This window comes from Roseateles chitinivorans (assembly GCF_002761755.1).
In the GTDB taxonomy this organism is placed as follows: domain Bacteria; phylum Pseudomonadota; class Gammaproteobacteria; order Burkholderiales; family Burkholderiaceae_C; genus Roseateles; species Roseateles chitinivorans.
This window is the reverse complement of sequence record NZ_PEOG01000007.1, coordinates 95,574-111,363: the sequence shown is the minus strand read 5'-3', so window position 1 is coordinate 111,363 and position 15,790 is coordinate 95,574. Positions and strand designations below refer to the sequence as shown.

The 15,790-nt window shown below is 70.5% G+C and carries 16 protein-coding genes; 7 read left to right on the top strand and 9 right to left on the bottom strand.

Annotation, left to right across the window (positions count from 1 at the left end):
* Window positions 1-126: 126 nt before the first annotated feature.
* The 3 genes from CS062_RS02685 to CS062_RS02675 are packed head-to-tail and all read left to right on the top strand — an operon-like array spanning window position 127 to window position 2,956.
* A complete protein-coding gene (locus CS062_RS02685) occupies window positions 127-528 on the top strand; it encodes a GntR family transcriptional regulator (protein ID WP_099859917.1) in 402 nt (133 codons plus the stop codon).
* The gene (locus CS062_RS02680; RefSeq protein WP_233217880.1) at window positions 525-1,478 is read left to right on the top strand and encodes an ABC transporter ATP-binding protein; all 954 of its coding nucleotides are present in this window, start codon (window positions 525-527) and stop codon (window positions 1,476-1,478) included. The genes CS062_RS02685 and CS062_RS02680 overlap by 4 nt, the downstream gene beginning before the upstream one ends.
* Window positions 1,475-2,956 carry a hypothetical protein gene (locus CS062_RS02675; protein ID WP_099859916.1) on the top strand — a complete coding sequence of 494 codons (1,482 nt, stop codon included), beginning with the start codon at window positions 1,475-1,477 and terminating at the stop codon, window positions 2,954-2,956. The genes CS062_RS02680 and CS062_RS02675 overlap by 4 nt, the downstream gene beginning before the upstream one ends.
* A 10-nt stretch (window positions 2,957-2,966) precedes the next feature.
* Here the strand turns inward: CS062_RS02675 and CS062_RS02670 are convergent, their stop codons facing one another.
* The gene (locus CS062_RS02670; protein ID WP_099859915.1) at window positions 2,967-3,494 is read right to left on the bottom strand and encodes a flavin reductase family protein; all 528 of its coding nucleotides are present in this window, start codon (window positions 3,492-3,494) and stop codon (window positions 2,967-2,969) included.
* Between the two features lie 35 nt (window positions 3,495-3,529).
* On the opposite strand from CS062_RS02670, the gene CS062_RS02665 reads away from it, so the two are divergent.
* Together CS062_RS02665 and CS062_RS02660 are read left to right on the top strand one after the other, a co-directional pair.
* Complete coding sequence (locus tag CS062_RS02665; RefSeq protein ID WP_099859914.1) at window positions 3,530-4,486, top strand: M48 family metallopeptidase; 957 nt, start codon at window positions 3,530-3,532, stop codon at window positions 4,484-4,486.
* Between the two features lie 131 nt (window positions 4,487-4,617).
* Window positions 4,618-6,219 carry a hybrid sensor histidine kinase/response regulator gene (locus CS062_RS02660; RefSeq protein WP_099859913.1) on the top strand — a complete coding sequence of 534 codons (1,602 nt, stop codon included), beginning with the start codon at window positions 4,618-4,620 and terminating at the stop codon, window positions 6,217-6,219.
* Between the two features lie 14 nt (window positions 6,220-6,233).
* On the opposite strand, the gene CS062_RS02655 is transcribed toward CS062_RS02660, so the two are convergent.
* Together CS062_RS02655 and CS062_RS02650 are read right to left on the bottom strand one after the other, a co-directional pair.
* Entirely contained in the window at window positions 6,234-6,881 is a 648-nt protein-coding gene (locus CS062_RS02655) for an MBL fold metallo-hydrolase (RefSeq protein WP_099859912.1), read from the bottom strand.
* A gap of 85 nt (window positions 6,882-6,966) precedes the next feature.
* The gene (locus tag CS062_RS02650) at window positions 6,967-7,344 is read right to left on the bottom strand and encodes a YciI family protein (RefSeq protein WP_099859911.1); all 378 of its coding nucleotides are present in this window, start codon (window positions 7,342-7,344) and stop codon (window positions 6,967-6,969) included.
* A 329-nt stretch (window positions 7,345-7,673) separates the two neighbouring features.
* Here CS062_RS02650 and rsgA point away from each other — a divergent pair, with 329 nt between their 5' ends.
* Window positions 7,674-8,738, top strand: a complete 1,065-nt coding sequence (gene rsgA, locus CS062_RS02645) for a ribosome small subunit-dependent GTPase A (protein WP_099859910.1) — start codon at window positions 7,674-7,676, stop codon at window positions 8,736-8,738.
* Between the two features lie 134 nt (window positions 8,739-8,872).
* Here rsgA and ribA read toward each other — a convergent pair whose 3' ends face one another.
* Window positions 8,873-9,496 carry a GTP cyclohydrolase II gene (gene ribA, locus CS062_RS02640; RefSeq protein ID WP_199174157.1) on the bottom strand — a complete coding sequence of 208 codons (624 nt, stop codon included), beginning with the start codon at window positions 9,494-9,496 and terminating at the stop codon, window positions 8,873-8,875.
* 207 nt (window positions 9,497-9,703) lie between these two features.
* On the opposite strand from ribA, the gene CS062_RS02635 reads away from it, so the two are divergent.
* On the top strand, window positions 9,704-11,440 hold the full coding sequence (locus CS062_RS02635; protein ID WP_099859909.1) for a M14 family metallopeptidase: 1,737 nt from the start codon (window positions 9,704-9,706) through the stop codon (window positions 11,438-11,440).
* Between the two features lie 110 nt (window positions 11,441-11,550).
* On the opposite strand, the gene ypfH is transcribed toward CS062_RS02635, so the two are convergent.
* The 5 genes from ypfH to CS062_RS02615 all read right to left on the bottom strand — a co-directional run bounded on the left by ypfH (window position 11,551) and on the right by CS062_RS02615 (window position 15,676).
* Window positions 11,551-12,252, bottom strand: coding sequence for an esterase (ypfH, locus tag CS062_RS02630; RefSeq protein ID WP_099859908.1), 702 nt, complete (start codon window positions 12,250-12,252; stop codon window positions 11,551-11,553).
* A gap of 16 nt (window positions 12,253-12,268) precedes the next feature.
* The gene (locus tag CS062_RS02625) at window positions 12,269-12,607 is read right to left on the bottom strand and encodes a thioredoxin family protein (RefSeq protein ID WP_099859907.1); all 339 of its coding nucleotides are present in this window, start codon (window positions 12,605-12,607) and stop codon (window positions 12,269-12,271) included.
* Window positions 12,598-13,686: a sensor histidine kinase gene (locus tag CS062_RS27355; RefSeq protein ID WP_368372844.1), complete on the bottom strand. Its 1,089-nt coding sequence runs from the start codon at window positions 13,684-13,686 to the stop codon at window positions 12,598-12,600. Before CS062_RS27355 ends, CS062_RS02625 begins: the two co-directional genes overlap by 10 nt.
* Window positions 13,687-13,824: 138 nt before the next feature.
* Complete coding sequence (locus tag CS062_RS27350) at window positions 13,825-14,838, bottom strand: hypothetical protein (RefSeq protein ID WP_368372843.1); 1,014 nt, start codon at window positions 14,836-14,838, stop codon at window positions 13,825-13,827.
* Between the two features lie 127 nt (window positions 14,839-14,965).
* Window positions 14,966-15,676 (bottom strand): response regulator, encoded by a 711-nt coding sequence (locus CS062_RS02615; protein ID WP_099859906.1) that lies wholly within the window; start codon window positions 15,674-15,676, stop codon window positions 14,966-14,968.
* Between the last annotated feature and the right edge of the window lie 114 nt (window positions 15,677-15,790).

Sequence of the window (15,790 nt, the reverse complement as noted above, 5' to 3'; positions counted from 1 at the left end):
GCATCGGTCCGTGCTGAGCGCTTGACCCTATCGGCGCCGCAACAGAGGGGTTGACGCTCCGTCTCCAGCTGTATTACTGTAGCGATACACGTCGACGATGCCGGTCGGCGCGACGACGACCCGCCGATGGACACCGACCTGCTCTTCAGCATCAACCCCGGCTCTCCCGAGCCGATCTACCGCCAGTTGGTGGAGCAGCTGCGCCGCCGCGTGGCCAGCGGCCAGTTGGTGGCCGGGCAGGAGATCCCGTCGGTCCGCGAGCTGGCCCAGGCGCTGGCGGTGAATCCGATGACGGTCTCCAAGGCCTTCGGGCTGATGGAGGCGGAGGGGTTGGTGGAGCGCCGCCGCGGGCTGCCGATGGTGGTGGCGGCGCAGCATCAGAAGGCGATGAAGACGCGGGGCCGCGTCGAGCTGTTGCGACCGGTGCTCGCTCAGGCGGCCGCCGAAGCCCGGCAGCTCGAGCTGCCGACCGAGCAGGTGCTGGCGCTGTTCAAGACGCTGCTGGAAGACAAGGGAGAGACGCGATGACTCAAGCGATGGAACCGGCGATGACCCATGCGCTGGCGGTGGGCGACCGTGCATCGGCGCAGGCCCTGGCGGATGACGCGCTCGGTGCGCCGCCGGTGCGCGCGACCGGCTTGCGGGTCGACTTCAAGGGGCAACCCGGGGTGATCGCGGGGCTGGACTGGGCGCTCGCGCCGGGTCAGGTCGTCGGCCTGCTGGGCCGCAACGGGGCCGGCAAGACCACGCTGCTGGAGACGCTGCTGGGCCTGCGCGAACCGCAGGCCGGCGAGGTGCGGCTGTTCGGCCAGCCCGCGCTGCTGCCCGACGATGCGCTGCGCGCCCGGCTCGGCTACGTGCCGCAGCATGCCGCGCTGTTCGAGGACTTCCGCGCCGGCGATCTGCTGCGCTACTTCCGCAGCTTCTACCCGCGCTGGAACGACGCCAAGGTGGACGGCCTGATGTCGCGCTGGGACATTCCGCGCGACCGGCGCGTGGGCCAGCTGTCGCAAGGCCAGCAGCAACGGCTGTCGATCGTCCGCGCACTGGCGCATGAGCCGGACCTGCTGATGCTGGATGAGCCCGTCGCCAGCCTGGACCCTGCGGGGCGGCGCGACTTCCTGCGCGAGCTGGTCGACCAGGTGCTCGACCGCGGCACGACGGTGCTGTTCTCGACGCACATCCTGTCCGACCTCGAGCGCGTGGCCTTCAACATCGCCTTCCTCAGCCGCGGCCGCATCGCGCTGCAGGCGCCCCAGGACGTGCTGGCCGACGAGGTCCGGCTGCTGGCCGGTCCGGTGGGACGGCTGCAGGCGGCGGTCGACGCCCACGGCGGCCAGGTGCTGAGCCGGCGCGACCTGGGCGAGCAGCCCCGCTGGCTGGTGCGCTTCGCCGAGGGGAATCAACCCACCGCCGATGCCGCGCTGCGCTGCGAGGCGCTCAACCTCGAGGACCTGTTCCTGGAGCTGACGCAATGAGCGCCGCGCTGCCGCTGCCCGGCCTGGGCGGACACGCCGCGGTGCTGCGGGCGATGGCGCGCAAGGTCGGGCGCGTCTGGTGGCTGATCCTGCCGGTGCTGGGAGCGACGGCGCTGGCGACGATGAGCGACCGGCCGCTGGCCGTCGCCGGAACCTTCTGCGTGACCCTGGCCATCGCGCTGCATCTGGCCTGGTGGGCGGCGGCGAATGCGCTGTTGGGGCTGAACGATCCGCTGTCCGCGCACCTGGTGCCGGGGCAGTTGCGACGCCTGCGCGAGTCGGCGATCGGCGTGTTCCTCGTGCTGGCCGCGGCCTGCGGCGGCCTGTTGGGCCTGGTCTTCGACCATGCGCTGGCGTTCACGATGGGCGCGGCGGCCATGATGCTGTCCTTTGCCATCTGCCTGCGCTGGCCCACGATGTGGCTGGTGATCTGGGTGTTGCCGTGGATCGCACTGCCACCGCTGCGCGAGCTGCCGCTGGTGCTGCAGGCGGTGGACGTCGCGCGCGAATGGCATGCGCGCCAGCCTTTCACTCAAACCGGCGCGGTGCTGCTGCTGCTCGGTGCGGCCTTGTGGCGGCTGTTCCAGTCGGGCGGCGCCGCGCATGCCGAATCCTGGCGCCTTCGCCAGCGCCTTCAGCACCTGATGACGGTGCAGGGCAGCGCGGTGCCGGCGACCACGGCCTGGCCGCGAGGACCGCTGGCGTGGCTCGGCCGCTGTTTCCAATGGGCGCATCCGCTGTGGCGGGAGCACCTGCTGCGCACGGCGTGCCCGACGACCGCGAGCGTGACCGCGCGCGCCGAGTTCGCCACCTTGCGCGGCCTGCACTGGTCGGCCACGGGCTCGACGACGGTGTTGCTCTTCGCTGTCTTCCTGATCGCGGAAGTGGCGCTGCTGGTCTTCCTGCCGGACCGGGCCGGACGGGTGATCCGCGCGGCCCTGCCGGGCCTGTCGATCGGCCTGATGAGCGCGATGATCGGCCCGTTCTTCGGGTTGGACGCGACGCTGCATCAGACGCGTCGCGAGCAGGCGCTGCTGACGCTGGTTCCCGGCATGCCGCGCGGCATCGCGATGAACCGCGTGATCGGACTGCGGCTGCTGCGCCACCACCTGGTGCTGTGGGCCGCCGGCGTGCTGATGATGCTGGTGATGCAGGCGCTGGCGCCTGGACAGGACGATGGCCCGGGCAGCGGCTTGCTGGGCCTGAACTTCGCCGCGGTGGCGCTGCCCGGCACCTTGCTGATCTGGCGCGACTGGTCGCGTCAGGGCGTGCCCAAGGGCGCGCGGACGGCGATGTTGACGATGCTGATGGTGGCGCTGGTCGGCCTCAGCGTCGGGGCGACCAGCCATTGGCACATTCCGCCCCTGTGGCAGCTGGCCGCGTCGATCCTGGTGACCGCCGTGCTGGGCGCTTGGCGCTGGCGAGCGCTGCAACGGATGGCGCCGTTCTGGCCGGTCGGCCGCCACGCCGGCGGATGAGACCGAGGCCTCAGATCGGCAGTTCGGTGTAGTAGCGGCCGCCGTGGAAGATCAGCGGCTGCGCCAGTTCGGCGCGGCTGCAGGCCTCGACCTCGCCGACGAAGATGACGTGGTCGCCTTCCTCGTACTGGCTGCGGTTGGCGCATTCGAAGACCGCGGCGCAGCCTTCGAGCACTGGCGCGCCGCCACAGCCCTCGCGGAAGGCCACGCCGGCGAAGCGGTCGATGTCACGCGTGGCGAAGCGCTGCGCGAGCTCCTTCTGGTCCGCGGCCAGGATGTTGATCGCGTAATGCGAGCCGCGGCTGAAGACCGGCATCGAGCCCGCGCGGCGGGCCAGGCTCCAGAGCACCAGTGGCGGCGACAGCGAGACCGAGTTGAAGGAGTTGGCCGTCAAGCCGACCAGCGTGCCGTCCTCCGCCCGCGCGGTCACGATCGTGACGCCGGTGGCGAACATGCCCAGCGCGGCGCGGAACTGCTGCGGGTCGAGCGGCGAGGTGGCGCAGGCCGGGGACGGCGTGATCAAGGGCGGCTGGGACATGATGGGGGGCATTGTCGCCTCCCTAGAATGCCGCCATGGTTGACGCTGACTTCCTCCCCGATGCCGACCCGCAGCTGCCGGGCGCTCCCGCCGGATTCGGCCACTGCGATTGCCGCCATTGCGGCGCCGCCCGTACACCCGCGCATCCCGCGCGTCGTCTGTTCACCGGCCTGCTCGCCGCCGGCGGCGTGGCGGCACTGACGCCGGCCTGGGCGCAGGAGGGCGTCGACGTCGGCAAGCAGAGCCGCTTCACCAAGCTGGTCTCGGCCGAGCAGGTGGAGGCGGCCGCGCAGCAGCAGTACACGCAAATGATGCGGCAAGCGCAGGCGCAGAAGGCGCTCGGGCCGGCCAATCATCCGCAGGTGGTGCGCCTGCGCGCGATCGCGCAGCGGATCATCCCGTTCGCCGCGGCCTGGAACCCGCGCGCGCAGCAGTGGCGCTGGGAGGTCAACCTCATCGGCAGTCGCGAGCTCAACGCGTTCTGCATGCCGGGCGGCAAGATCGCCTTCTACTTCGGCATCCTGCAGCAGCTGCAGCTCAGCGATGACGAGGTCGCGATGATCATGGGCCATGAGATGGCTCACGCGCTGCGGGAGCATGCGCGCGAGCGGATGGGCAAGAACATGGCGACCAATGGCGCGATCGAGCTGGGCGCGGCGCTGCTGGGCCTGGGCAACATGGGTCGGGGCATCGCCAACATCGGCGGCCAGCTGCTGTCCCTGACCTTCAGCCGCGAGGACGAGAGCGAGGCCGACCTGGTCGGCATGGAGCTGGCCGCCCGCGCCGGTTACAACCCGCAGGCCGGCGTGACGCTGTGGCAGAAGATGGGACAGGCGAGCAAGGGCGCGCCGCCGCAATTCCTGTCGACGCACCCGGCCGGACCGACCCGCATCCGCGACATCGAGCGCACGCTGCCGCGCGTGCAGGGCCTGTATGCCCGCGCGCCCAAGCCGGAGCAGCGCTTCCAGCCGCCCGCGCCGGCGAAGTCCTGATCCCTGCCGCGACGGCGCGGCGCCCGGGAAGCCCCATGGCATCGGCGCTTTCTCGGACGAGGGCCCGGCACGGTGATTGCCGGGCGGGCGAATGAGGGCCACACTGGCGCCTCGTCCACCGGGGGGCGTCAATGCCGCGTCAGGAGCCTTCGCACAGGCCGGGTGCATCCGTCGCACCTGAAGATGGCGCCGCGCACGTCGGCGCGGCGCTCGATTACGTCACCGACGCGGTGATCCTGCTGCGCCACGACTGGACCATCGAGTTCGTCAATGTCGCCTTCGAGCGCGCCACCGGCCGGCAGCGCGAGGCCCTGATCGGCCGCAACTACTGGCAGTCCCTGCCCGGCGTGATGGGCGCCCGGTTCGATGTCGAGGCGCGGGCCGCGATGCAGTCGCGCACGGCGCATCTCTACGAGGAATTCAATGCGCGCCTGAGCAAGTGGTTCGAGTGCCGCGCGTTCCCGTGCGAGCACGGCCTGGTCGTGCTGTTCATGGACATCACGATGCGCAAGGCCGACGAGCTGACGCGGGTGGACCTCGAGGAGAAGCTGGTGCGCATCCAGCGCATGGAGTCGCTGGGCACGCTGGCGGGCGGCGTGGCGCACGACTTCAACAACATCCTGGCGGCGATCCTGGGCCACGCCGGCATGATGCTGGACGAGCTGCCGGTCGGTTCGCCGCTGCGCGCGCACATGCAGCAGATCAAGCGCGCCGGCGATCGCGCGCGGGACATCGTGCAGCGCATCCTCGCCTACGCCCGGGGCAGCGGCCAGGAGCTGGCCAAGCATCGCCTGCGTCCGTTGGTGGAGGACAGCATCGGCCTGCTGCGGTCGACCTTGCCGGCCACGGTGCGGCTGACGGTGGACCTGCATGGCGACGACTGCGTGGCGACGGTGGATCCGGCGGAGGTGCAGCAGGTGGTGCTGAACCTGTGCACCAATGCCTGGCAGGCGATGCCCGGCGGCCATGGCCATCTGCATGTGGCGTTGCACGCGGTGCATTTCGACGCGCCGCGCGCGTTCACGATCGGTCGCGTGGCGCCGACGCGGTATGCAGCGCTGAGCGTCCGCGACGACGGCCACGGCATGAGCGAAGAGGTGACGAAGCGGCTGTTCGAGCCCTTCTTCACCACCAAGCCGCGGGGGCAGGGCACCGGGCTGGGCCTGCACATCGTGCATGGCATCGTGCATGCGCATGGCGGGGCGATCGACGTGCAATCGGCGCCGGGCCGGGGAACGCTGTTCTGCGTCTACCTGCCGGTGGTCGGCCACGAAGCCGCGCCGCTGGACACGGCGGCGTTGAGCCGCGTGGCCGATCCGGGCGAGGGCGAGCATGTCGTCTATGTGGACGATGACCCGATCGTGCTGCTGATGGTGGAGGCGCTGCTCAAGAAGGCGGGCTACGACGTGCGGGCCTATGCGTCACCCGATGAATGCCTGGAGGACGTCGAGCAGGGGCGTGCGCCGATGCAGCTGCTGATCACCGACTTCAACATGCCGGGCATGAACGGACTGGAACTGGCCGCCGCCGTGCGCGCCACCCTGCCGCGGGTACCGGTGATCATCACGACCGGCTACATCGGCGAGGAACTGACCGACGCCGCCGACCGCATGGGCGGCGTGGCGGTGCTGCAGAAGGAGCGCAGCTTCGAGGAACTCGTCGAGCTGGCCGCGCTGGCGCTGCGCGGCTTCCCGGAATCGCGCTTCCTGGACACCGGCCTGTCGCCGCTGTGAGCGAGGCGCGGCGCTCAGCCCCATCGACCGCCGACGAACGGATTGGTGCGGCGTTCCTCGCCGAAGCTGCTTTCAGGGCCGTGGCCGGGAATGAAGACGGTCTCGTCGCCCATCGGCCAGAGCCGCTCGGTGATGGAGCGGATCAGCGTGTCGTGGTCGCCGCCGGGGAAGTCGGTGCGGCCGATGCTGCCGGCGAAAAGCACGTCGCCGACGAAGCAGCGCCGCGCGGATGCCGAGTGAAACACGACATGGCCCGGCGTGTGGCCGGGGCAGTGCCGCACGTTCAGCGACTCCTGGCCGATCTGGACGGTGTCGCCGTCCTCGAGCCAGCGGGTCGGCGTGAACATCTCGGCCGGCGGGAAGCCGAACATCGCGGCTTGCTGTGGCAGCGCGGTGATCCAGAACTGGTCGCCCTGATGCGGACCGACGATGGGCAGGCCGCGCAGGCGGGCGAGTTCTCCCGTGCCGCCGGCGTGGTCGATGTGGGCATGGGTCAGCCAGATGGCCTTCAGGGTCAGGCCGAGCCGCTCGACCTCGGCGAGCAGGCGCGGCACTTCGCCGCCGGGATCAATGACGGCGGCTTCCTGGGTCACGTCGCACCAGACGAGGGAGGCGTTCTGGCGGAACGGCGTGACGGGGACGGTGTGGTGGCGCAGCGGCATGGCGTCCGGCGGGCTGGGGCCCGAGGTGTCGAGACAGCAGGCAATGTAGCGAGTCTCGAAGCGGCCCGATCCGGCCGGGCCGACCTCAGCGCGCCAGGTAGAAATCCATCGGAATCAGCTCGACCGCCCAGCCGCCTGCTTCGCCCAGCGTGGCCGCCGGATGCATGGACGCGATGCGCAGCGCTTCCTCCGGGCTGTCCGCCTCGATGATGAACAGGCCGCCGACCATCTCCTTCGCCTCGGTGTAGGGGCCGTCGGTGACCTGGGTCTTGCCGCCGCGCGGGCGCAGCGTCTTCCAGTGCTCCAGGTCGCCCAGCGAGGCGGAGACCAGCACCTTGCCGGTGGCACGCATCTTCTCGTCCAGCGCCGGGCACTGGCTCACCAGGGCCTTGACGTCATCCGGTGCCATCGCGGCGAAGGCTTCGGGGGTGTAGTAGGCGAGGCCGAGGTATTTCTTGGTCATGGCGGGTCCTTTCGGTGGGGTGATGCAGGGACGACGAAGAGGAGTGTCGGAAATCGACATCTTGTCGAAATTGACGTCGCTCGCCGTCCGCTGCAGACTTGCGACCTTCATTCACCCACCCGACAGGAGAAGACCATGGAACAAGCAGATCGTGTCGCCCTTCTCGTGTCCGGCTGCCTGAGCGCCCAGCGCTCCTGATTCCGCGTCCTCTGCGGATCCATTGATCGTCGCGCCAGTCGCGGCCGGCTTCCCACCTCCTTTGCGCCATGCGCCACCGCGCATGGATGGGTTCGCGCCTGCGCGGACGAAGCCAGATTCAATGGACGCCAATGATCGACATCGAATTCGAGACGCTGCAAGCGCTCGGTCTCTCCCCTTTGATCGCCTCCCGCGCCGCGCAACTCGGCGCTCATGAACCGACTTCGCGCCTGGCGCGAGTGATCGAATCCCAACGCGACTGCTTCACGGTGCACGACGGCCACGCCGAGCGCCTGGCCCGCGCGCTGCCCCGGTTGGTGCAGCAACTGCAGGCCGGCGCGCAGGCGCTGACGATCGGCGATTGGGTCAGCGTGCAGACGGACGCCCATGAGCAAGCCTGGATCGCCGATCGCGTCGATCCGGTCACGCAGATCGCGCGGCGCGCGAATGATGGGCGGCGTCAGCCGCTCGCGAGCAACGTCGACACGGCGTTGCTCGTGATGGGACTGGACGCCGACTTCAACGCGCGCCGGATGGAACGCTACATCGCCATGGTGACCGCCTGCGGCGTGACCCCGGTCGTCGTGCTGACCAAGCGCGACATCAGCCCGGACGCGCAGGCCCGCATCGCGGAGATGTCCGGCCGCCTGCCCCCGACCGTCCCGGTACTGCCGGTCAACGGCCTTTCGCCGGAAACCTGCGCCGACCTCGACGCCTGGATGCGTCCGGGACAGACGCTGGTGGTGCTCGGCTCCTCCGGCGTCGGCAAGTCCACCTTGATCAACACGCTGGCGGGGGCCGCCCAGGCCACAGGCGGCGTGCGCATGGGCGACGGCCGCGGACGGCATACGACGACGGCACGCTCGCTGCATCGCACCGCGCTCGGCGCCTGCATCATCGACACGCCGGGCCTGCGCACCTTCCGACCCGATGCGGACGCGCGCACGCTGGCGTCGTCCTTCGACGACATCCAGTCGCTCGCGACGCACTGCCGCTTCCGGGATTGCCACCATGAGGGCGAGCCCGGATGCGCCGTGGTGGCGCATGTCGATCCGGATCGGCTGGACAACTACAAGAAGCTGATGCGCGATGCGCAGCGCGGCGAGTTGACGGCGCTGGAGCGCATCGCGCTGCGAGGCAAGTGGAAGGCGATCGGCAAGGCGGGCAGTCAGCGGGCGCGCGACAAGCGGTCGTGACGCCGCCACGCCCGGACCTCATGCCGAGGCGCCCTGGCGCGAATCCTCAATCGAGAGGGTGAGCTTCCGCATCCCTCGGCTTCGCCGGCCACGGGGCCAGCGCCTGTGCGTCGTGCAGCAGGCTCACGCCGGGATCATTCCAGGTAGTGACCCATGCGCTTGCGCTTGGTCTCGAGGTAGCGCTCGTTGTGCGGGTTGGCGGCGATGCGCAGCGGCACCAGCGCCTCGACCTCGACGCCGCCGGCCACCAGCGCATCGCGCTTCTGCGGGTTGTTGGTGATCAGCCGGACGCTCTTCACGCCCAGCAGGCACAGGATGTCGATCGCATCGGCGTAATCGCGCTCGTCCTCGGCATGGCCCAGTCGCAGGTTGGCGTCGATCGTGTCCACGCCTGCTTCCTGCAGCGCATAGGCGCGCAGCTTCTCGACGAGGCCGATGCCGCGGCCCTCATGACCGCGCATGTAGATGACGATGCCGCCTTCGTCCTTCAGCAGCTCCAGCGCGCCCTGCAGCTGCGGGCCGCAGTCGCAGCGCAGCGACTGGAACACGTCGCCGGTGAGGCATTCGCTGTGCACGCGCAGCAGGCCGCCGCGCTCCTGCAGCGGACCGACCGACAGCACCAGGTGCTCCGAGCCGGTGACCGGGCTGCGGAAGGCCCGCGCCTGGAAATCGCCCAGCGACGACGGCAGATGCACCACCTCCCACTCGGTCGCCCCTTGCGTGCCCAACGGGATCTTCTCGCAGTGATTCACAGCCATCTCTCCAGCAGTCACCTCGGCGCCCTCGCGGACGGCCTCGTCGTTCATGTCGTGCGGTCCGCGCCCGTCGCCATCGACCGGCGCGCCCAAGGGCCGCAATTTAACCGTTCTCAGGGTAAACGCGCTGTCGCGGGGTGGAGAGGCCTCTCGGTCGCCGGGGGCTGGGCATGCAAAATCGGCCGCACCGCCACCGCCCCTGGGACGCCCATGACCGCTCTCCCGCCCGCCGCCGCGCCGGCGTCGACGCCGACGCTGCCGAGCCCGCGCTTCGACGAGTTCCCGCGCTACGAGGCGCTCACCCGGCTCCTGTTCAGCTATGCGGAGGCCTGTCCCAACCTGGTGTCGGTGCGCTCGATCGGCAAGAGCTTCGAGGGGCGCGAGATCTGGGTCGTCATCCTGACCAACACCGCCACCGGCATCGATGTCGAAAAGCCCGCCTTCTGGCTGGACGGCAACATCCACGCCGCCGAGCTGACCGCCTGCACCACCTGCCTGTACTACCTGCACGACCTGCTGAGCAAGTACGGCAGCGATGCGCAGGTGACCCACCTGCTGGACACGCGCACGATCTACATGGTCCCGCGGCTGAACCCCGATGGCGCCGAACTGGCGCTGGCCGACCGGCCGCGCCACATCCGCTCCTCCACCCGCCCGTATCCGTTCGACGAGGAAGCGGTCGAGGGCCTGAGCGTCGAGGACATCGACGGCGACGGCCGCATCCTCACGATGCGGGTCCCGGACCCGCACGGCGGCTACAAGAAGCATCCCGGCGACCCGCGCCTGATGGTCGCGCGCCAGCCCGGTGAATTCGGCGGCGAGTACTACCGCCTGATGCCCGAAGGCCTGGTCATCAACCACGACGGCCTGACGATCAAGGTCAATCGCGACAGCGAGGGCCTGGACCTGAACCGCAACTTCCCGGCCGGCTGGCGCCAGGAGTTCGAGCAGGTCGGCGCCGGCCCCTATCCGACCAGCGAGCCGGAGGTGCGCGCGATGGTCGACTTCATGGTCGGTCATCCCAACATCGGCGCGGCGATCAGCTTCCACACCCACAGCGGCGTGATCCTGCGGCCCTGCGGCACCCGCAGCGACGAGGAGATGGCGCCCGAGGACCTGTGGGCCTACCAGCGCTTCTCCAAGCTCGGCGAGCAGCACACCGGTTATCCGGCGGTGAGCATCTGGCATGAGTTCAAGTACCACCCCAAGGAAGTCATCACCGGCACGCAGGACTGGGTCTACGAGCACCTGGGCGCGCTGTTCTGGGTGGTGGAGCTGTGGTCGCCCAACAAGGAGGCGGGCATCACCGGCTACAAGTGGATCGACTGGTTCCGCGACCATCCGGTCGAGGACGACCTCCAGCTGCTGAAGTGGAGCGACGAGCACTGCGGTGGTCAGGCGCATGTCGAATGGACTTCGTTCATGCATCCGCAGCTGGGGCCGGTGGAGATCGGCGGCTGGGACAAGATGAACTTCTGGCGCAACCCGCCGCCTCACCTGCGCGAGCGCGAGGCGGCCCGCTTCCCGGCGTGGATGAACCAGATCGCGTTGAGCCTGCCGAAGCTGGAGCTGCTGAGGACCGAGGTGCGGGCGCTCGGCCCGGACACTTGGCGGGTGCGGATGGCGGTGGGCAACAGCGGCTGGCTGCCGGCCTATGTGACCAAGCAGGCGCTGGCGCGCAAGCAGACCCGCGGGGTGATGTTCGAGATCTTCCTGCCGGTGGATCCGGAAGTGGGGCTCATCAGCGGCAAGCCGCGGATGGAAGGGCCGCAGCTGGAAGGCCATGCGCCGAAGCAGACGCAGCTCGCGTTCCTGCCGGAGCGGGACATCACCGGTGATCGCGCCTATGGCGAATGGGTGGTGCGCGCGCCGCAGGGCACACGGCTCAGCCTGGTGGCCTGGGCCGATCGCGCCGGAACGGTCAGGACCGAAGTCACGCTCGATTGACTTCTGCCAGACCGCCGCGTGCGAGGGGGGCCAATCTAGGCGCAAAGCACAGCCATAGCGGGGCTATGGCGAGCATTTGCAACGACGAGTGGCCCCCTCGCGCGCGGCGGTCAGTGCTTGGGTTCGTTCTTTTCCTGCTCGGCGGCGGCCAGCACCGCCTCGCGCCACAGCCGCGCGGGGATGAAGGTCCTGAGCTGCTCCATCGCCCGCTCGATGAGCTCCGGATGCAGCTCATGGCCCACCTTGGGCAGCACGTCGGCGGTGATGTCGGCGCCCAGCGCCATCAGCTCACGCGCGGCATTCAGCAGGGCCGGATACGGCAGCTCCGCGTCGTCCTTGCCGTGGAGCAGGTGGATCGACACATCCTTGGGCGCATGCTGCGGCCAGTAGGCATAGGCGCCGCCGAAGGCCAGCACCCGACCGGCCAACTGCTCCTCCTGCTGCAGCGCTTCCAGCGCCAGGATCGCGCCCTGCGAGAACCCGCCCAGCGCGACGCGCTCCCAGCTCATCTCGAGCTTCTCCGCCCAGCGGCGCACCAGCGCGATCAGCTCCGGCACCGCCTCGCTCAACCGCTCGGCCTTGGCCGCATCGTCGCCCTGCTCGGAATACCACTGGAACCCCGCGCCGCCGCCCGGAATCGCATCGAAGGGCTCGAAGCCCTCCGGCAACACCAGCGCGGCGCGCGGGTACTGGCGATGCAGCGCCTCGGCGAGCGGGCGCATCTGCTCGGCATCGGCGCCGGCACCGTGCAGCAACACGAACAGCAGGTCGGGCGATCCGTCCTTGGGGATCAGCACATGGGCTTGGGTCATGGGCCGCGATTGTCCGTCAGGGGCCGTCGATGCGCGCCAGCGCGGCCCGAATGTCCGCGGCGTTCGTGGGCCTGACCAGCCGCTCCACCTCCTGGCCGTCGCGCATGAAGATCAGCGTCGGCCAGAGCTTGACCTTGAAGGAACGCCCGAGCGGCTGCCCCTTGCCGTCCTCGACCTTGATGTGCTGGACGCGCTCGTGGCCGCCGCCGAAGGCTTCCACCAGCAAGGGCTGCGCGGCCTCGCAGATCGGGCACCACGAGGCGCCGAACTCCAGCAGCAGCGGATGCTCCTTGGACAGCGTGTCGACGGCGTCGCGGATCGGCTCGGTCAGCGCGTAATGGGGATTCATCGGCATGGGAACTCCTGCAGGCTCATCTCGAACACCACGCCTTCCGGCACATTGAATGCCCGGATGCTGCCATTCATCTTCGCGAGGTAGGTCCTGGCGACGAACAGACCCTGCCCGCGACGTTCCCCGGCGGCCTGCGGCGCGGTGTCGGACACGCCGTATTCGAAGATCGTCTCCAGCATCGCCGTGTCGATCGGCGGTCCCTGGTTGTGGATGCGCAGCAGCACCACGCCGGGTTCCCCGGCCTCCAGCGTGAGGGCAATGGGCGTGCCCTCGGGCCGGTAGCGGTCCGCGTTGCGCAGCACATGGGTGACGGCGTCCTCCAGCGCATAGGCCTCGGCCCTCACCGGCAGCGGCTCGGGCAGGGCGGTGGAGAAGGTGACGCCGTCGATGCCCGCGTAATGCGCGTTGGCGGCGATCTCCCGGCAGAAGGCGGCCAGGTCGAGCGCCTGCGGATGCAGGTCGGCCGAGGCCAGCGCCTCGCTGGGCGGAGCGCTGCCGTAGAGCACCTTCACCGCCTGCTGCATCCGCTGCACGTAACGGTGGCTGGCGTCGTCCGGCGCGCCGTGCAGCACCATCAGCGACTGCAGCGGCGACATGATCTCGTGGCCGACCGCGTGCCACATCTCGCGCTCCCGCTCGGCACGCAGCTGCTCACGACGCAGGCCGTCCTTCACCCGGCTGAGCGCGTCGGCCAGACTGCCGGCCAGGATGCCGAGCTCGTCGCGACCGCGCAGGTCGGCCACGTCCAGATCGCCGATGCGCTGGTCCGCGCGGACGTCCTGCATGTTGTAGGAGACCGCCGCCGCCCGCTTGGTCAGCACCGCGATGCCGCGGATCAGGCCCAGTTCCACCATCAGCCAGGCCACCGCGACCGCTGCCAGCATCGCGGCCGCCAGCCAGGCCAGCGGTCGCGCCTCCAATGCCAGCTGCCGGTCCAGGCTGCGCAGGTCGCCATGCAGGTCCAGCCGGTAGCGGCCGCTGGGCGTGGCCACCTCGTCCGAGGCCGTCAGCCAGCGGATCTCCGCCGTGGCGCGGTCGGCGCCGACGCCCAGGACGCCGCCCTGCACCGGCAGGCGGCGCATCACATGGACCAGCCAGGGCAGTGCGCGCTCGGGCAGCTCCGGCCCGCGGCGCTCGGCGATCGTCCCGGCCTGCTTGCCCAGTCGCTCGATGCGCAGCGTCTCCCCGGGCTGCAGCGACGCGCCAATGCGGTCCAGCGACTACGCCAGCGACGCGCCCGGCCGCGCGCTGTCGAACAGCACCGGCCCCTCGGCGCGCGATGCGCCATCCGGTGACCTGTCGGCCGCTGCGGCCTCTGCGGCGGACGTGGCCGAGGCGACCATCGCGCTCCTTGCCGGCTCGGCGGGGCCAAGCAGCTCGACGCGCACGCGCGCCTGGTCGAGGTCGGCCGGCGGCCACACCGGCCGGGCGCGCTGTCCGGCGGCGTCGAACAGGGCGTCCTGGAAGGCCTCCACCGGCAGCCGGATCGAGTAGAACGCGCGGCGCGCGCAGTCCGGGCCACTGCCGCCATCGCTGCACGGTCCCTCGCGCCAGAGCCAGCCGCGGAACTCCCGCACCGGCCGCGCCTTGCCGGGCAGCTGCGGCCCGGTGCCGAGGAAGCCGGTCAGGCGCCCGCGCTGCGTGCCGTCGGCCGCAGCGGCGCCCTCGAAGGGCGCGATCCAGGTCTGCGTCTGGCCGCGCAGCTTCAGCGTCACCCGCGCGCGATGCACGCCGTCCAGGTCAAGCGCGCCATGGGAGCGGCCCACCAGCGGGCCGCTTTCCAGGCTGCCGACCAGGTAGAGGAAGCCGCCCGCGTAGGCGTTGGCGCCGACGGCGGCGCACAGGCTCGCGCCGTCGGGCCAGCGCAGGCCGCAACCGGCCATCTCGACCGCCCGCTGCGCCTTGTTCTGGTCGTCGAAGTCGATGGCCGAGAACGGCAGCAGCACCGGCGCCTGGCCATCGCGGTCGCCGACGCTCATAGTCGGGTTCAGCAGCGCGAGCTGGCCGTTGGGATGGCGCAGCGTCAGCACGATCTCCGCCAGGGACTGCCGGAAGCCCTGGGCATAGCGTTGGTAGGCGCGCTGCTTCTGGTCGATCAGCACCGTGAGCACCAGGCCCACCGTGGCCAACGCCAGCAGCAGGAAGGCCAGATGCACGACCGCCCGCCGGCGGAAGGCCGCCAGGCCCAGGCGCGGTACCGCCAGCGCCGGCAGCTCGACGGGGCCGAGCTTCATCGGGTGATGCTCCGCGCCGCCACTGCCGCCACTGCCGCCATCGCTGTCATCGCCCGGGTCGGCGTCCGCGCCGCAACCTCAGCGGGGCCCTGGGCCCGGAGCTCCGATGCAAGGCGCCGTGCGGCGCTCATCGGGGCCCCGACCAGCGGAAGCCGCGCATCGGCACGTTCTCGATGGCGTCGAAGGCCGGGTCGACTTCCTTGAGCGCCTCGCGCAGCGTGGAGACGTGCTTGCGAACGTTGTCCCGGGTGCGGCCGCTCTTGACCACGTCGTAGAGGTCCTCGTAAGAGACGACCTGCGGTGCGCGCTGGTACAGCGTCGCGAGGATGCGCTGCGCGGTCAGCGGCAGGTTGATGCGCTGGCCTTTCCACAGGGGGCTGCGCTGCCACAGCGGATCGAGCTGCAGCGCCTCGGGCGCGGCCGGGGTCGGCGCGGCGGGCTCGCGGGCGCGGGCGGCGCGCAGGATGTCGAGGAAGGTGTCGATGAATTCGGCCTCGTCGAAGCTGGTCTTCTGCAGGTAGTCCCAGGCATCGAGCGCCTTCATGATCCCGCGGTAGATCGCGGCCGGCATCGCCGACACCACCAGCACCGGCGTGCCCGCGTTGAGCTTGTTGATCTCGTTGATCAGCGCGATGCCGGCGTTGCGCTCGCGGCCCAGCTCGATGTCGAGCACGACCATCTCGTAGCGCTCGCGGGCCAGCGCCGCCTCGGCGGCGTCGCGGTCGAACCACTGATCGACCTGCAGCTCGGGCCGCGCGGCGCGGATCCAGCCGGCCAGTTGCTCGCTGGTGGGGCGGTCGTCCTCGATGACGGCGACCTTGTTCCTGGGGGTGACCATGGCGCCGGATTATGGACAGCGCGGCACGCCGTCGCGCGCCAGGCGTGTGAGGGTTTCTTCCGGACCGTGAAGGGACCGGCCGCCGGCCGCATTGAGGCTTCCGGCCCGGCTCCG

What these genes read in the sequence shown, in the direction of transcription:
- CS062_RS02635 (WP_099859909.1), top strand. Translation starts at nt 9,704, where the DNA reads ATGACCGCTCTCCCGCCCGCCGCCGCGCCGGCGTCGACGCCGACGCTG.
- CS062_RS02685 (WP_099859917.1), top strand. Translation starts at nt 127, where the DNA reads ATGGACACCGACCTGCTCTTCAGCATCAACCCCGGCTCTCCCGAGCCG.
- CS062_RS02615 (WP_099859906.1), bottom strand. Translation starts at nt 15,676, where the DNA reads ATGGTCACCCCCAGGAACAAGGTCGCCGTCATCGAGGACGACCGCCCC.
- ribA (WP_199174157.1), bottom strand. Translation starts at nt 9,496, where the DNA reads ATGGCTGTGAATCACTGCGAGAAGATCCCGTTGGGCACGCAAGGGGCG.
- CS062_RS02680 (WP_233217880.1), top strand. Translation starts at nt 525, where the DNA reads ATGACTCAAGCGATGGAACCGGCGATGACCCATGCGCTGGCGGTGGGC.
- CS062_RS02655 (WP_099859912.1), bottom strand. Translation starts at nt 6,881, where the DNA reads ATGCCGCTGCGCCACCACACCGTCCCCGTCACGCCGTTCCGCCAGAAC.
- CS062_RS02675 (WP_099859916.1), top strand. Translation starts at nt 1,475, where the DNA reads ATGAGCGCCGCGCTGCCGCTGCCCGGCCTGGGCGGACACGCCGCGGTG.
- CS062_RS27350 (WP_368372843.1), bottom strand. Translation starts at nt 14,838, where the DNA reads ATGAAGCTCGGCCCCGTCGAGCTGCCGGCGCTGGCGGTACCGCGCCTG.
- CS062_RS02670 (WP_099859915.1), bottom strand. Translation starts at nt 3,494, where the DNA reads ATGTCCCAGCCGCCCTTGATCACGCCGTCCCCGGCCTGCGCCACCTCG.
- CS062_RS02625 (WP_099859907.1), bottom strand. Translation starts at nt 12,607, where the DNA reads ATGCCGATGAATCCCCATTACGCGCTGACCGAGCCGATCCGCGACGCC.
- CS062_RS27355 (WP_368372844.1), bottom strand. Translation starts at nt 13,686, where the DNA reads ATGCGCCGCCTGCCGGTGCAGGGCGGCGTCCTGGGCGTCGGCGCCGAC.
- CS062_RS02665 (WP_099859914.1), top strand. Translation starts at nt 3,530, where the DNA reads ATGGTTGACGCTGACTTCCTCCCCGATGCCGACCCGCAGCTGCCGGGC.
- CS062_RS02650 (WP_099859911.1), bottom strand. Translation starts at nt 7,344, where the DNA reads ATGACCAAGAAATACCTCGGCCTCGCCTACTACACCCCCGAAGCCTTC.
- rsgA (WP_099859910.1), top strand. Translation starts at nt 7,674, where the DNA reads ATGATCGACATCGAATTCGAGACGCTGCAAGCGCTCGGTCTCTCCCCT.
- ypfH (WP_099859908.1), bottom strand. Translation starts at nt 12,252, where the DNA reads ATGACCCAAGCCCATGTGCTGATCCCCAAGGACGGATCGCCCGACCTG.
- CS062_RS02660 (WP_099859913.1), top strand. Translation starts at nt 4,618, where the DNA reads ATGCCGCGTCAGGAGCCTTCGCACAGGCCGGGTGCATCCGTCGCACCT.